This window comes from Gordonia sp. (in: high G+C Gram-positive bacteria) (assembly GCF_049647785.1).
In the GTDB taxonomy this organism is placed as follows: Bacteria; Actinomycetota; Actinomycetes; order Mycobacteriales; family Mycobacteriaceae; genus Gordonia.
The window spans coordinates 24,186-37,976 of the sequence record NZ_JBARYI010000091.1 but is presented as its reverse complement, the minus strand read 5'-3'; the positions used below and the strand labels follow the sequence as shown (position 1 = coordinate 37,976).

The 13,791-nt window shown below is 64.5% G+C and carries 14 protein-coding genes; 8 read left to right on the top strand and 6 right to left on the bottom strand.

Annotation, left to right across the window (positions count from 1 at the left end; genetic code table 11):
• The first annotated feature begins 3 nt into the window (after nucleotides 1–3).
• The 4 genes from WBA38_RS16000 (at nucleotide 4) to WBA38_RS15985 (ending at nucleotide 4,303) form a co-directional block, all read left to right on the top strand.
• Nucleotides 4–882 (top strand): lysophospholipid acyltransferase family protein, encoded by an 879-nt coding sequence (locus WBA38_RS16000; protein WP_424323108.1) that lies wholly within the window; start codon nucleotides 4–6, stop codon nucleotides 880–882.
• A gap of 69 nt (nucleotides 883–951) precedes the next feature.
• Complete coding sequence (locus WBA38_RS15995; protein WP_424323107.1) at nucleotides 952–2,175, top strand: cysteine desulfurase family protein; 1,224 nt, start codon at nucleotides 952–954, stop codon at nucleotides 2,173–2,175.
• On the top strand, nucleotides 2,175–3,269 hold the full coding sequence (gene mnmA / locus WBA38_RS15990; RefSeq protein WP_424323106.1) for a tRNA 2-thiouridine(34) synthase MnmA: 1,095 nt from the start codon (nucleotides 2,175–2,177) through the stop codon (nucleotides 3,267–3,269). The genes WBA38_RS15995 and mnmA overlap by 1 nt, the downstream gene beginning before the upstream one ends.
• Nucleotides 3,266–4,303 (top strand): vitamin-B12 independent methionine synthase, encoded by a 1,038-nt coding sequence (locus WBA38_RS15985; protein WP_424297442.1) that lies wholly within the window; start codon nucleotides 3,266–3,268, stop codon nucleotides 4,301–4,303. Before mnmA ends, WBA38_RS15985 begins: the two co-directional genes overlap by 4 nt.
• 11 nt (nucleotides 4,304–4,314) lie before the next feature.
• On the opposite strand, the gene WBA38_RS15980 is transcribed toward WBA38_RS15985, so the two are convergent.
• Together WBA38_RS15980 and WBA38_RS15975 are read right to left on the bottom strand one after the other, a co-directional pair.
• A complete protein-coding gene (locus WBA38_RS15980) occupies nucleotides 4,315–4,647 on the bottom strand; it encodes a DUF4333 domain-containing protein (protein ID WP_424297444.1) in 333 nt (110 codons plus the stop codon).
• A 102-nt stretch (nucleotides 4,648–4,749) separates the two neighbouring features.
• The gene (locus tag WBA38_RS15975) at nucleotides 4,750–5,139 is read right to left on the bottom strand and encodes an MmcQ/YjbR family DNA-binding protein (protein WP_424297445.1); all 390 of its coding nucleotides are present in this window, start codon (nucleotides 5,137–5,139) and stop codon (nucleotides 4,750–4,752) included.
• Nucleotides 5,140–5,221: 82 nt separating this feature from the next.
• Here WBA38_RS15975 and ligA point away from each other — a divergent pair, with 82 nt between their 5' ends.
• The gene (ligA, locus tag WBA38_RS15970; RefSeq protein ID WP_424323105.1) at nucleotides 5,222–7,357 is read left to right on the top strand and encodes an NAD-dependent DNA ligase LigA; all 2,136 of its coding nucleotides are present in this window, start codon (nucleotides 5,222–5,224) and stop codon (nucleotides 7,355–7,357) included.
• 30 nt (nucleotides 7,358–7,387) lie between these two features.
• On the opposite strand, the gene WBA38_RS15965 is transcribed toward ligA, so the two are convergent.
• Together WBA38_RS15965 and WBA38_RS15960 are read right to left on the bottom strand one after the other, a co-directional pair.
• The gene (locus WBA38_RS15965; RefSeq protein ID WP_424297449.1) at nucleotides 7,388–8,068 is read right to left on the bottom strand and encodes an amino acid-binding protein; all 681 of its coding nucleotides are present in this window, start codon (nucleotides 8,066–8,068) and stop codon (nucleotides 7,388–7,390) included.
• A complete protein-coding gene (locus tag WBA38_RS15960) occupies nucleotides 8,065–8,406 on the bottom strand; it encodes a YbjQ family protein (RefSeq protein ID WP_424297451.1) in 342 nt (113 codons plus the stop codon). The genes WBA38_RS15965 and WBA38_RS15960 overlap by 4 nt, the downstream gene beginning before the upstream one ends.
• Nucleotides 8,407–8,555: 149 nt before the next feature.
• Between WBA38_RS15960 and gatC the strand changes: the two genes are divergently transcribed.
• Nucleotides 8,556–8,867: an Asp-tRNA(Asn)/Glu-tRNA(Gln) amidotransferase subunit GatC gene (gene gatC / locus WBA38_RS15955; RefSeq protein ID WP_424297453.1), complete on the top strand. Its 312-nt coding sequence runs from the start codon at nucleotides 8,556–8,558 to the stop codon at nucleotides 8,865–8,867.
• Between the two features lie 2 nt (nucleotides 8,868–8,869).
• Complete coding sequence (gene gatA / locus WBA38_RS15950) at nucleotides 8,870–10,357, top strand: Asp-tRNA(Asn)/Glu-tRNA(Gln) amidotransferase subunit GatA (protein ID WP_424323104.1); 1,488 nt, start codon at nucleotides 8,870–8,872, stop codon at nucleotides 10,355–10,357.
• 67 nt (nucleotides 10,358–10,424) lie between these two features.
• Here the strand turns inward: gatA and WBA38_RS15945 are convergent, their stop codons facing one another.
• Both WBA38_RS15945 and WBA38_RS15940 read right to left on the bottom strand, forming a co-directional pair.
• A complete protein-coding gene (locus tag WBA38_RS15945; RefSeq protein WP_424323103.1) occupies nucleotides 10,425–11,621 on the bottom strand; it encodes an alpha/beta-hydrolase family protein in 1,197 nt (398 codons plus the stop codon).
• Nucleotides 11,618–12,262 (bottom strand): hypothetical protein, encoded by a 645-nt coding sequence (locus WBA38_RS15940; protein WP_424323102.1) that lies wholly within the window; start codon nucleotides 12,260–12,262, stop codon nucleotides 11,618–11,620. Before WBA38_RS15940 ends, WBA38_RS15945 begins: the two co-directional genes overlap by 4 nt.
• A 165-nt stretch (nucleotides 12,263–12,427) precedes the next feature.
• Between WBA38_RS15940 and WBA38_RS15935 the strand changes: the two genes are divergently transcribed.
• On the top strand, nucleotides 12,428–13,786 hold the full coding sequence (locus WBA38_RS15935) for a sensor histidine kinase (RefSeq protein WP_424323101.1): 1,359 nt from the start codon (nucleotides 12,428–12,430) through the stop codon (nucleotides 13,784–13,786).
• The last annotated feature ends 5 nt before the right edge of the window (nucleotides 13,787–13,791 follow it).

Below are 13,791 nucleotides of genomic sequence, written 5' to 3'. Positions count from 1 at the left end.
CCGTTGACCGCAAACATCTGGGTACCCAGCAGTCCGTGCGGACCGCACTGCGTTCACACGCCAGCGAACCCGGCGACCCGCCTGCGCGCGATTGCGCGCGCGGGCACCGTCATCTCCGTCGGATCGATCATTGCGATGGTTGGCCTAGCGACGCTGCTGCTACCACGCAGCGCCCGGCACCGCTACTGGCGCGGCGCAGCGAAGGTGACGCTTCGCCTGATGGGCATCACCCTGCGGATCGACGATCGCCGTCCTACCGATGGTCGCCGGGTACACGGCGCACTCGTGGTCGCCAACCACATTTCCCTGCTGGACATTGTCGCCGTGGCCGCCGTGACTCCCGCACGGTTTGTCGCGAAGCGAGAGGTCGTGCAGATGGCAGGCTTTGGGCCCGTCGCCCGACTGTTCGGGGTATTACCGCACATTCGCGGCGACCTCGGACGCTTGCGACCCATGATCGACCAAGTGGGGCGGGTGCTCGACAGCGGTCGGCCCGTGGTGGTCTTTCCCGAAGGAACCACTTGGTGCGGGACCGCATCGGGCCGCTTCCGTCCCGCCTTCTTCCAAGCCGCTGTCGACGCGGGCGTCCCGGTCCTCCCGATTAGCTTGCGCTACACCGACGCCGGCCATGCCACGACGATGCCCGGTTTTCTCGGCGACGACACCGTGGGCACCACCATGTCGCGGGTACTGCGATCGGCAGACCTGACCATCACCGTCACCGTCTTCGACTTGCAGCTGCCTGCGGGCAGTCGGGCGGAGTTGGCGGCCGCGGCGCAGGAACTGATCGCACCGACTGTCTCGTCCGACGACCTGCGCGAACTCGCTGTCGACCTGGCAGTTCCGGCCCCGCTTCGCGAACCGGGAACGACTGCCGCCTGACCCGGTGTGCCGTGACGGGCATCTCTCGGGTGGGAGTTGGGCGGGCCCGGTGTCTATCCTGGTGAAGTCATGTCTGTTCAGCGCCCTCCCGTCTACTTCGACAATGCTGCCTCCACCGCGATGGTTCCCGAAGCCGTCGCGGCGATGGTTGATGCTTGGCGTCACCCCGGAAATGCATCGTCTCTGCACGGTGCTGGTCGGGCGGCGCGGCGCACTCTGGAGAAATCGCGCGAGGCTATCGCCCGCGACCTTGGTGCACGACCGTCCGAGGTGATCTTTACCGCCGGTGGTACCGAGTCCGACAATCTCGCGATCAAGGGCATCTACCGGGCCCGACGTCGCGAGGATGACCGTCTTCGCAAGATTGTTATTTCCGCCGTGGAGCATCACGCAGTGTTGGATCCGGCGCAGTGGCTAGCTGACGAAGCTGGTGCGGAATTGGTGGTCCTACCCGTCGACGAGAACGGTTTTGTACACCCGGATACGGTGCGCGCAGCGCTCGTCGAACATGCGGGCCAGATCGCGCTGATTTCGGTGATGTGGGCGAACAACGAGGTTGGCACCATCCAGCCGATCGCCGAGATCGCGCAACTCGGCCTTGACGCCGGGATTCCGGTGCACTCCGACGCCGTCGCAGCGGTTGGCCATCTGCCGGTCGACTTCACGACGAGCGGGCTATCGGCCATGTCGGTGGCGGCTCATAAGTTCGGCGGCCCGCAGGGCACCGGCGTTCTCTTGATCCGTCGGGATGTGGCTGCCGTTCCGCTCCTGCACGGTGGCGGTCACGAGCGAGACCTGCGATCCGGCACTCCCGATGTGGCATCCGCGGCGGGAATGGCTGCGGCTTTGCGGAAAGCGGTTGCCGGGCTCGACGACGAAACCGTGCGTGTCGCGGCATTGCGTGACCGCCTGGCTGAGGTGATTACGGCCGTTGGTGCCGTCCGGATCAACGGTGCGCGCACCGTCGACGAAAAGCTGGCATTGCCGGGTCTGCTGCACGTGTCGATTGACGGTTGCGAAGGCGACTCACTGCTGATGCTGCTCGATGCCAAAGGTGTCGAGTGTTCCACCGGATCGGCATGCACCGCGGGCGTTGCCGCAGCAAGCCACGTCCTCCTGGCGATGGGCTTGGACACCGCGACCGCCCGCGGATCGCTCCGGTTCTCGTTGGGACCGGACAACACAAACGAAGATGTCGACGTCGTCGCCGGGGTAATCGGTGAAGTCGTGGACCGTGCCCGGGCCGCAGGGTTGCTCTCGGTGGCTGGTGGGCGAACCGGAGGAAATTCCTAATGCGTGTACTTGCAGCAATGAGCGGTGGCGTCGATTCGGCTGTCGCCGCAGCGCGGGCGGTGGAAGCTGGGCACGAGGTGGTCGGTGTACACCTGGCATTGTCGACGGCCCCGGGTGCACTGCGCAGCGGGTCGCGCGGTTGCTGCTCCCGCGAGGACGCCGACGATGCTCGACGCGTCGCCGACCTGCTGGGCATTCCCTTTTACGTGTGGGATTTCGCCGCGAAGTTCAAGGAAGACGTGATCGACGAGTTCGTGGCGGCATACGCGGCGGGCGAAACCCCCAATCCATGCTTGTCGTGCAACGAGAAGATCAAGTTCTCGGCGCTCGCGGAGCGGGCCGTGGCACTCGGCTTCGACGCTCTCGCGACCGGCCACTACGCACGTTTGGAAGATGGCGTCTTGCGTCGCGCGGTCGACGCCGACAAGGACCAGTCCTATGTGCTCGCCGTGCTCGACCACGAGCAGTTGTCGCGTGCGATGTTTCCGGTGGGGGACACCGCTAAGCCGCAGATTCGCGAGGAAGCCGAGCGGCGCGGTCTAGCCGTCGCCGACAAGCCCGATTCCTACGACATCTGCTTCATTCCCAGTGGTGACACCCGTGCCTTCCTCGGTGCCAAGATCGGTATCCGCACCGGTTCCGTCGTTGATTCGGCGACGGGCGACGTCCTCGGCGAGCACGAAGGCGTTCACGGGTTCACGATCGGGCAGCGCAAGGGCCTCGGTATTGAAGCCCCCGCGGCGGATGGGCAGCCACGCTACGTGACCAGCATCGACCCCAACAGTGGGACGGTCACCGTCGGAGGTGCCGAAGAGCTCGAAGTCTGGTCCATTACCTCGAACAAGGCGATCTGGACTTCGGGTGTGACCCCTGACGGTCCCGTCGAATGCCTGGTCCAGGTCCGCGCACACGGTGGGTTGGCCCCCGCGATCGCCACGCCCGTTGACGGCGTTGATGGCCCAGAAATGCGGATTGAACTGCGCGAACCGCTGCGTGGCGTGGCCCGCGGCCAGGCAGCCGTGCTGTACCTCGCCGATGCGGTCAACGGTGATCAGGTGATTGGCTGTGGCCGCATCACCGGGACCGGGGTATGACCGAGGTTCTCGGATCGGTGCCGACCGGTGTCGGTACTGGTATCGGGTCGATGCCCGGAACCGATCCTCGTGAATCGGTGAAGGTCGCGACGGGCGAAGTCGACTTCCCCTTCCTGCCCGAACTGCCCGATCGGGGCGTGGGTGCAGACATGATCGGTCGCACCGGTGCGCTGTTGGTCGATATCAACGTTGACCTGGTGCACCGCGCCTACCGGCTTGCCGACCACCCGAACACCACAACTCGTCGTGCCCGCGACTGGCTGCGCTGGGACCTGGACGCTCTTGAAGAGCGTTGGGAAACAGTTGGTCTCATGGGGTCGGGCCGCGTGGTGAAGGTGCAGGCGTGCGGACCATTCACGTTGGGTGCACACATCGAATTGCGAGGCGGCCACAAGATTGTCAAGGACCGCGGCGCAGTGCGCGATATTGCGGCCTCTCTGACCGAAGGGCTCCGCGAGCACGTTGGGGAGTTGCAGCGGCGCCTCGGGGCGACGGTCGTCGTGCAGCTTGATGAGCCTGACGTGGGTCGCGTGATCGATGGTCGTGTGACGCCCCTGACCAGACTTGACCCGATACGTCCGATTCCGGCACCCGATGTCGCAGCGCAGTTGCAGGAAATGATTGACGCGCTCGGTGTGCCGGTAGTCCTGCATTCGTGCAATGTGCCCCGCTGGGATTTGACGAAGCAGCTCTCGTCGGTGGCGCTGTCGTTGGACGTGACGACGTTGGACGCGGCCCGCGACTACGACGGTCTCGGCAGTTTCCTGGACTCCGGGGGGATTCTCGCCGCGGGCCTGGTGCCGTCGACCGCACCCAAGGCGGGCGCGCCGCTGCAGGCCGAAGAGCTTGCCGCTGATCTCGCAAGCCTCATCGATCGCATCGGGCTGCCGCGAAACGTGCTGCGCGACAACATTCTTGTGACCCCGACCTGCGGCCTCGCCTCGGCTACGCCCGAATGGGCCGCGCGCGCACTGGAATTGGCGTCACAGGTGGCGTCGGGGTTGGCGAGCGACCCGGACTTCGCTGGCCCGTAGGCCAGCGCCTGTCACCAAGTGGGTTCGGGAATGACCGCGGTACCCACCTCATAATTAAACTTGCCGTCGCTACCCTTGGCGGTGATGGTGATCGGAAGCCACCCGTTGCGATCCTTGATCGCGCATTCCTGGGTGGCACCGTCCTTTTTCTCGAGGTCGCCCTTGCACCGCACTTCGCCAGTCTGATCGCCGAATTTCTCGGCCAGGGACTTCTGTGTTGCGGAAGCCAGATCGGACTTTGAAATCGAGTTGGAGGTGCCAACTGAAGCTTCAACGCTGCACGACGAGACTGCCGCGGCGACAAGCAGCGGAGCGGCCAGGGCAACGATCATGTTCTTCTTCACGAGGGTTCCTTCGCTGGTCAACGGTCTTCGTGCGGTCTAGTGGAGAACTTGGGTGGTGCCAGCCTAACGAGGGAAATCTCGTGTGGGAGGGAAGATAACGAACTACGCGGAATTCTCAAGTGCGGCGATGGCGCGTTTCGGAGCGATCTGCCGGAAGCTGGCGTCAAGGAGTTCAGCGATCTCGGCCCAGTCGGAGTCGGCCGCGAGATCGATGCCGAGCCAGCCGTAAGCACCGACGTAGGCGGGAACAAAAAACCGGTCGTCCTGGATCAGGGCTTCCCGTTCGACAGGGTCGGGGATGAACAACAGAGCCGTATCGCGCCGAACCTTGCTGCCCTTTTCTCCGCCGCCATACATCGCAAACATCTTCCCGCAGCGAAAGGTTGGACGACCATGCGCCACTTTCTCGGTCGCTTCCGGGAGTGCGAGGGCCGCCTTCCTCAAGCGGTGCAGGATCGGATCGGCGTCATCGAACATGATCGGATGCGGCATGAAACCAGGGTAGTTGCGGACCGTAGAGAGTGCGCAGATTCTCGTCGCAAGAAATGTCAGAACCCTCGGCTAATCTGGTCAAGTGAGTGAGGGTGAGAAGGTAAGCAGCACGAACGACGCCGGCGGCAACCAACCCGGGGGAACAGGCGAAGACTGGGCACGCGAATGGGCCCGGCTAGCCGAGGAAGTCCGCGGACACCAATTCCGCTACTACGTGCAAGATGCGCCGATCATCAGTGATGGGGAGTTCGACACCCTGCTGCGCCAGCTTGAGGCGCTCGAAACCGATCATCCTGAACTCGCGGTGCCCGATTCGCCAACCAAACTGGTTGGCGGAGGATTCTCCACCGAATTCACCTCCGTCGACCACCTCGAACGCATGATGTCGCTCGACAACGTCTTCGACCACACCGAGATGCGCGACTGGGTGGCCCGCACCCAAGCCGAAGTCGGTGCTGGCGCAGAGTTCTTGTGCGAGTTGAAGATTGACGGTGTCGCGTTGTCGCTGGTGTACGAGAACGGCAAGCTGGTTCGCGGCGTCACCCGAGGCGACGGTCGTACCGGCGAGGACGTGACCCTCAACGCCCGCACCATTACCGACGTTCCGCACCAACTCGACGCTTCCGTCCGGCCGGTGCCGACGCTTCTGGAAGTTCGCGGCGAAGTTTTCTTCCGCCTCGAAGACTTCGCGGTCCTGAACGCCTCCCTGGTCGAGGACGGCAAAGCGCCGTTCGCGAACCCCCGCAACTCGGCGGCTGGCTCGCTGCGTCAAAAGAACCCGCAGATAACCGCCAAGCGGCACCTGCGGATGATCTGCCACGGCATCGGCAAGATCGACGGATGGAAGCCCGAATCACTGCACGAGGCTTACCTCGCGCTCGGTGATTGGGGTCTGCCAGTCTCCACCCACACTCGCAAAGTTACCGGCGCAGACGACATCGTCGCCGCCGTCGACTACTGGGGCGAAAACCGACACTCGGTAGAACACGAAATCGATGGTCTCGTCGTCAAAGTCGACGATGTCTCCCTGCAGCGCAGGCTCGGTGCCACCTCCCGCGCCCCGCGCTGGGCCATCGCCTACAAATACCCACCCGAAGAAGTCACCACCAAGCTTCTCGACATCATGGTCGGCGTCGGCCGCACGGGTCGCATCACGCCGTGGGCACTAATGGAACCGGTATTGGTCGCCGGGTCCACAGTCGCACGCGCCACCCTGCACAACGGTTTCGAAGTACAACGCAAGGGCGTGCTGATTGGTGACACCATCACCATTCGCAAGGCAGGCGACGTAATTCCGGAGGTGCTCGGCCCCGTCGTGGAACTGCGCGACGGCACCGAACGCGCCTTCGTCATGCCCACCAACTGCCCCGAGTGCGGTACCGAACTCGCTCCGGCGAAAGAGGGCGACAAAGACATCCGCTGCCCCAACCAGCGATCGTGCCCGGGCCAACTGCGTGAGCGGCTGTTCTACCTGGCCGGTCGTGGAGCGTTCGATATTGAAGCGCTCGGCTACGAGGGTGCGCAAGCACTCCTGTCCAGCGGCGTGCTCACCGATGAGGGGGACCTCTTTTCGCTCACGGCCGACGACCTCACGAAGACCGACATTTACACCACCAAGGCCGGTCAGTTGTCGGCCAACGGCAAACGGTTCCTGCAGAATCTCGACAAAGCCAAGGACGTTCCCCTGTGGCGGGTAATTGTGGCGCTGTCGATCCGGCACGTCGGTCCCACCCCGGCCCGTGCGTTGGCGACAGCCTTTGGCAATCTCGAAGCGATCCAGAACGCTTCCGTCGATGAACTTGCCCAGGTCGACGGGCTGGGTCCCACCCGTGCGGCCAGCGTCCACGACTGGTTTTCCGTCGACTGGCATCGCGAGATCGTCGCGAAATGGCGGGCCGCGGGCGTCGCCATGGCAGATCAACGCGACGACTCCATCGAACGGACTCTCGAAGGCAAGACAATCGTTGTGACGGGATCGCTCGTCGACTTCTCCCGCGACGGCGCCAAGGAAGCAATCATCGCCCGCGGCGGCAAGGCTTCCGGTTCGGTATCGAAGAAGACCGACTACGTCGTCATCGGTGATTCACCCGGGAGCAAGGCCGCCAAGGCCGAGGAACTCGGTGTGCCGATCTTGGATGAGGATGGCTTCAAGGTGCTCCTTGAGACCGGGAGCGCGGGAGGCACCGATTCCGAAAGCAGTGAAGCCGACGAGGACTAGCCTCGCCGGCTTCGTCCCGCAGAATCGGGCTCAGCCTTCCTTCGGCTTCTTGGTGTGCAGCAGGGTGCCGATGATTCCGGTCAGGTAGCCGAGGCGCGCGACCTCTGCGGGACGGAAATCCGGGCCGGCAATCCGGCCCAGCAGCAGCACCTTTCCGGATGTACCCAGCGGTGCCGCCGCCAACCTGGTGTCCATGTCGCGCCACGACGCGGGAATCCATTCGGCTTCCGAGTCGAACGAGGTCGGATGGTCGAGGGGGAGCCAATCGGCCACTTCCAACGGGCTTTCGGGTGCACCGGAACTGCCGTACAACCGCAGGACATCGGGCCCGGGCTTGGAAATCACCGTCGCCCACGACACCCGTAGGACACGCGGCGCGTAGTCGGCTAGGACCTGCAGGCCATCCTTCCCGCCGGCGGCCACGCGGTCGATTAGTTCGAGTTCCAGGTGAGTATCGAGGACTCCGGCATGCGGGCGGATCGAATCGACGTGCACCCCTGCCACCTTCTCGGACGCGGTGATCAATGTGTCGGGGAGGGCCCCGGAGGGCAAATCGACTACGAGGTCATCAACGACGAAGCCATCCTCGCGTTCCACCACCTCTAGCGAGCGGATATCAGCACCAATGGTGCCGAGTTGCACGGCGAGCATGCCGAGGCTGCCGGGGCGATCGTTGAGGACAACGCGGAGTAGGTAGGTCGACGGACTCATTGGTTTGGCGTCGACGCCAGCGGCCGTACACCGACGGCTGTGCCGTACGCGCATACCTCTACGCCGCCCGACCCCGCATACTCATTGGTTTCAAAGCGGAAGGCGACGACCGCGTTCGCACCTTTGCCGGTGGCCTCGGCTGCCAGTCGGTTCAGCGCCTCGTGTCGGGCCTCGTGGAGAAGTTCGGTGATGCCCCTCAATTCGCCACCGGCGAGGGATTTAAAGCTGGCACCGATATTTGAGCCGATGTGGCGGGATCTCACCGTGAGGCCGAATACCTCCCCGAATGTGTGCTCGATCTGGTAGCCGGGAAGTTCATTCGTGGTGACGATGATCATGTGTTCAAACTACCTTGGGGCGCGTGTGGCAGCCACCGATGGATCATTCGATTGACGCAGCCCTCCCTGCCCGGGACGCTGTCGGAGGGGCCGCATATCCTTGTATGAAGTCCAATCCGAAATTCCCGTATCTGTAGAGAGGTCGAGGAATGTCTACCGATTCCCAGCCGGCGATCAGCCGGGATGAAGTCGCGCATCTGGCGCGGCTGTCCCGACTGGCGCTCGATGATGCCGAACTTGATCGGTACGCGTCGCAACTCGACTCAATCCTGAGCCACGTCGCCCAGATTTCCGAGGTCGCCGCAGACAACGTGGCGCCGACCGCGCACCCCGCTGAATTGCGCGATCCGTTGCGTCCGGATGTCGTGGTTCCCGGCCTCACCGCAGAGCAGGCTCTTTCTGGTGCGCCCGCCGTCGAACAGGAGCGCTTTGCCGTTCCGCAGATCCTGGGGGAAGAGTAAGCGTGAGCAACACCCGTACCGCCGGTGATATCACCGGTCTGTCCGCAGCCGACCTCGCAGGCAAGATCGCTGCTCGCGAATTGTCGTCGGTCGAGGTCACTCAAGCGCACCTGGATCGGATTGGCGAGATCGATGGTGAACTCGGAGCCTTCCTGCATGTCGGTGCATCCGAGGCATTGGCTGCCGCCAAGTCCGCTGATGAAGCCATCGCCGCTGGGCAGGCACCGTCGGCATTGGCCGGAGTGCCGATCGCGCTGAAAGACGTCTTCACCACTGTCGACGCCCCGACAACCTGCGGATCCAAGATGCTTGAAGGTTGGGTGTCGCCGTACGACGCGACCGTGACCGCGAAGCTTCGCGCCGCCGGTATTCCGATCCTCGGCAAAACCAACATGGACGAGTTTGCGATGGGCTCGTCGACGGAAAACTCCGCGTACCAGGTCACTCGCAACCCTTGGGATGTCACGCGCATTCCCGGCGGCTCGGGCGGCGGCAGTGCTGCAGCACTCGCGTCGTACCAGGCACCCCTTGCGATCGGCACCGACACGGGCGGCTCCATTCGTCAGCCCGCGTCGGTCACCGCGACCGTCGGCGTCAAGCCGACCTACGGCACCGTCTCGCGTTACGGTCTTGTCGCCTGTGCGTCGTCGCTCGATCAAGGCGGACCCTGCGGTCGTACCGTTCTCGACACCGCTCTGCTGCACTCGGTAATCGCCGGCCACGACCCCCGCGATGCGACGTCGATCGACGCCGCCATTCCGGATGTGGTTGGTGCCGCACTTGCCGGTGCCACCGGCGACCTCTCGGGCATGCGCATCGGCGTCGTCAAGCAGTTGCAGGGCGACGGATACCAGGCAGGCGTGCTGGAATCGTTCCAGGCAGCGTGCGAGGTGCTCACCGGTCTCGGTGCCACCATTGTTGAGGTCGATTGCCCGCACTTCACCTACGCTCTCGGCGCGTACTACTTGATCCTCCCGTCGGAGGTGTCGAGTAACCTCGCGCGCTTCGACGCTATGCGCTACGGCCTCCGCGTCGGCGACGACGGCACCCACAGCGCAGACGAAGTGATGGCGCTGACGCGAGAAGCTGGCTTTGGTCCGGAAGTGAAGCGCCGCATCATGATCGGTACCTATGCGCTGAGCTCCGGTGCCTACGATGCCTTCTACGGGCAGGCGCAGAAGGTCCGCACACTGATTGCACAGGACTTCGCGAAGGCCTACCAGGACGTCGATGTCCTGATTTCGCCGACCACACCGACGACGCCGTTCAAGTTGGGCGAGAAGGTCGACGACCCGTTGTCGATGTACCTGTTCGATCTCTGCACGCTTCCGGTCAACCTGGCCGGTACGGCCGCGATGTCGGTGCCCTCGGGCGTTTCCAGCGACGACGGCCTGCCGGTCGGTCTGCAGATCATGGCTCCGGCCATGGCCGACGACCGCCTGTACCGGGTCGGCGCGGCCTACGAGGCGGCGCGCGGCCCCGTCGCCTGACACAGGTCAACAACGAGCGGTGCCCCGGTGATTTGTTGAATCACCGGGGCACTTCCGATTTGTCGCTTCAGTCAATGCAACCTGCGGGCATGCGGGTGAGCGCAGATCCCTGCTCAATCCCGTAGCGGTGCCCGTGGCCGGTGGGAACATCGAGCGAGCCAACGAGGTCGAGTACCGTCGCCGTCGCCGACACCGCAGGTAACCATGCACGGTGTTCGCCGTCCGCCCGCGGCGTCGGTCTCCAAAGCAGGGAGAGCGCAAAACCAGGAACCGGATCGTCGTGATTGGCGACGATGACACGACGTTCGCACGCGGCGAGTGCGCGGATGGTTCCGGCCGGGGGACCGGTAAGAATCGTTCCCGCAACGTCGACCTTTGCCGAGCGTGCCCACTCGCGGGCCGCGTCCGCTCCGACCGCGCCGAGGCTTTGGCCCACCAGATAGATCCGTGGCCGCTGCGACGCTGGCACCCGCGTAGCTTCCTCCCAGAGACGTGATAGCAGAGCAACAGTCGCATCGCCGGCGCGGTCGGGATCCGAGACGAAGGCCCGCCACGAAGGCACGTTGTCGTACTGCAGCGCTAGGCTCCGGACCGACCCGCCGAACTGTCGGCTCAAGCCCTCGATGGAACTGGCATCGACCCAACCCGATCCGGTGGGCACCACTAGCGCCACCGCCCGTTGCGTTAAGCCGCCACGAGCGACCCACCGTTCGACTAGTCGGTCGGCCCGGACTTGGAAAGATCCGGGTTCGCTCAATGCGCTGTAGAGCAAATCGGATCGATCGGGACGATCCGCCGTTGTCGCCTGCGCGGCGGATCCCGGAACCAGGAAGGTAGCGATCACCAACCCAACCAGTCCGAGGCCGACCAACCGCCGCCGCGGCACCTGTACCGCTGCCGCGACGCCAGCCGCCGTCGCAAGTGGGATCAGCCAAACAGTGAGTACCCACCAGGGGCCAATCGCCGGGACGCCGAGCGTGCATCGCACAGCGATCTCGTGTCGTACAGCGAACCCGAGCGCGACGCTGACGGTCATTAGACCGGCGGCGATCCAGAGTGGATGCACACAGGTGGGGCGGCGACGCCAGATCCGGTTCATGCCTGATCCAATGGCACCGCCGACTCCCATACCGATCACCGTGAGGACCGATCCGGCTGCCGTCGCGACCAGCACCGACCGCGGCAGCATTCCCGGCGACAAGGCCAACAGCCGTCCGACGAGCGCTCCGAACGCGACCGACGGGGGTACCCGCAGCCAATTCACGACAGGCCCAGCGCTTCGACTGCGCGTGTCAGATAGGTGACCGCGATATCGCCGGTAGTTTCCGGTCGCGGTGGCCCGGAGCGTTGCCGCCAGGTATTGAGCGAAACCGCGACCCGCGCCGTTTCGGCGGCAGCGGTGCACCCGGGGGTCGGCGATAGTCGGCAACTGTTGTGCATGTCGTCAAACAGTTTTCGGTCGAGGGCTTGCCTCGCCCAGGCACCGATCGGACGACCTTCACTGTCGGCGTCGCGGAGAAGGTCGTAGCCGAAATCGTGCGCCCGGCACGCGTTCGTGAACGCGTCTGGCAGCGATATTGGTGAGGAGCAGTCACCGTGCGGATTGAGAGGTCGAGCGTCGACCACTTCGGGCGTGTAGCCGAATCGTTCGACGAACTTTGCCGGGAGATACGCGAGCGCGTCGAGCGGGTGATCGCTGACTAGAGCGACGATGGCCCGCTCGGTTTGGAAAGCGGGATGTACCGGGGGGTCGCCAGCTTTCACGTCGGCGACCGCGACGGCGATTGGGACCGCACCGAGCAAGCCCACTGTCGCGACGAACCCGACGACGAATCTCAGGGCCCACTTTCGGACGCGGTGGCGGGGCGGGGCGAGCGCGGTTCTGTCGGTGTCGTTGGACGTCATGGTGGCAACGCTATGAACGGCAAACACTGTGCCGGATCGCCCGGAAAGGCCAGATTGACGGGGTTCTCGCGGGGTAGCCGAAGTTCCTACCTCACCCGCAGGAGGCATTGCGATTTCGCTCCTGTGGGGGAGGCACCGGGAGTTGCGGGCCCCTATCGTCGAAGTGTGAAGACTTCTGTTGCGCAGAGATTGGTGGCGGGGTTCCGATCTGTGCGCCCGTACGTCGATCAGATCAGCGACCCCGCAGTGCATCGCTATCTGTCGCGGGGGCGGAACTGGTTTGCCGCATTGCTCGCAGTAGCAATGATCGCCGTGTGCTGGCCGGTCCTCGGCGAATACACCAGCCTGCCTGCTTTCCTCCTCCCCGTGTTCGCCATCGTTGGATGCTGCGGGCTGGCGCTCTTGTTTACCGGTCCAGATGGCGTCAGGTTCGGTTGGGCGGCCACCCTCATCACGTCCGGCGTGGCGTCATTGGTGCCGGGCGCGGACTCGTGGTCGATGCCGATCCCGCTGTTCCTGGTGCTGTTGGTGATGACGGTCGCCGCACTCTGGACTCAGCCATTGCGGACGCTGCCGATCATTACCGTCGCGACCGCGGGTGTCTTCTTTGTCGGGCTACCCCTGAGTGCGGTCGTCGGATGGGTGTTCGCTCTCGTAGTTGTCGCGATAAGTACCGCATTCCTGCGCTATCGGACACTGTCGCAGAAGGAGATCGCCGTACAGACCGAGGCAACCGAAGTGCTGCGCGCCCGCGAAGCGGTGCTCGCGGAACGATCCCGGATCGCCCGTGACCTGCACGATATCGTGGCTCACCGGATGTCAATGGTGGTGGTCATGGCTCAAACTGCGCAGTTCCGGCTGGCGGCCGCCGAACCTCGGGAGCAGGTCGGCCCTGGCACGGTGCGAGAGTTCGCGGCCATCGCCGATGCCGCCCGCGAGTCGCTCGATGAAGTTCGACAACTGCTCGGGGTACTGTCACCGCACAGTGACCGTGGTGCTGCACTCGCTCCGGTGCCGGGGCTCGACGCGCTGTCCGAACTGGTCGATGAAGTCCGGGCGATCGGCGTCACCGTTGAGTTCGACAGCACTGTGGTGCGCGACGATGTTGCCCCGGCAGTGGGGACAGCGGTGTACCGAATTGTGCAGGAATCGATCACCAACGCGACTCGGCATGCGCCAGGTGCGGATATTGCGGTTCGAATGCAACCGGACGCCGGCCATGCTGGCCGACTCGTCGTCGAGGTCGTGAATGGTGGACCCACCAGGCCGGTCGGCGACGCCCACGGCGGTGGTCGAGGGATTCTGGGCATGACTGAGCGCGCGCTAGCCGTCGGCGGCACGCTGACCGCAGCACCTCGGCCGGGTGGCGGTTTTGTCGTTCGCTCCAGCATGCCCGCCAATCCCATCGGGCGCGCTGAGCCCGGCGATCCGCCCAATTCGGATTCGGACGAGGCTTTGGATACGGCAACCAGCGCGCCGACCCAGCAGCCTTCGGCAGGTACCGAGCCACCCGAACTAGGCTGAGTGAC

Excerpts from the sequence above, each read along its gene's own strand:
- WBA38_RS15995 (WP_424323107.1), top strand. The coding sequence starts at position 952 with ATGTCTGTTCAGCGCCCTCCCGTCTACTTCGACAATGCTGCCTCCACC.
- mnmA (WP_424323106.1), top strand. The coding sequence starts at position 2,175 with ATGCGTGTACTTGCAGCAATGAGCGGTGGCGTCGATTCGGCTGTCGCC.
- WBA38_RS15985 (WP_424297442.1), top strand. The coding sequence starts at position 3,266 with ATGACCGAGGTTCTCGGATCGGTGCCGACCGGTGTCGGTACTGGTATC.
- WBA38_RS15975 (WP_424297445.1), bottom strand. The coding sequence starts at position 5,139 with ATGCCGCATCCGATCATGTTCGATGACGCCGATCCGATCCTGCACCGC.
- WBA38_RS15965 (WP_424297449.1), bottom strand. The coding sequence starts at position 8,068 with ATGAGTCCGTCGACCTACCTACTCCGCGTTGTCCTCAACGATCGCCCC.
- WBA38_RS15960 (WP_424297451.1), bottom strand. The coding sequence starts at position 8,406 with ATGATCATCGTCACCACGAATGAACTTCCCGGCTACCAGATCGAGCAC.
- gatC (WP_424297453.1), top strand. The coding sequence starts at position 8,556 with ATGTCTACCGATTCCCAGCCGGCGATCAGCCGGGATGAAGTCGCGCAT.
- WBA38_RS15940 (WP_424323102.1), bottom strand. The coding sequence starts at position 12,262 with ATGACGTCCAACGACACCGACAGAACCGCGCTCGCCCCGCCCCGCCAC.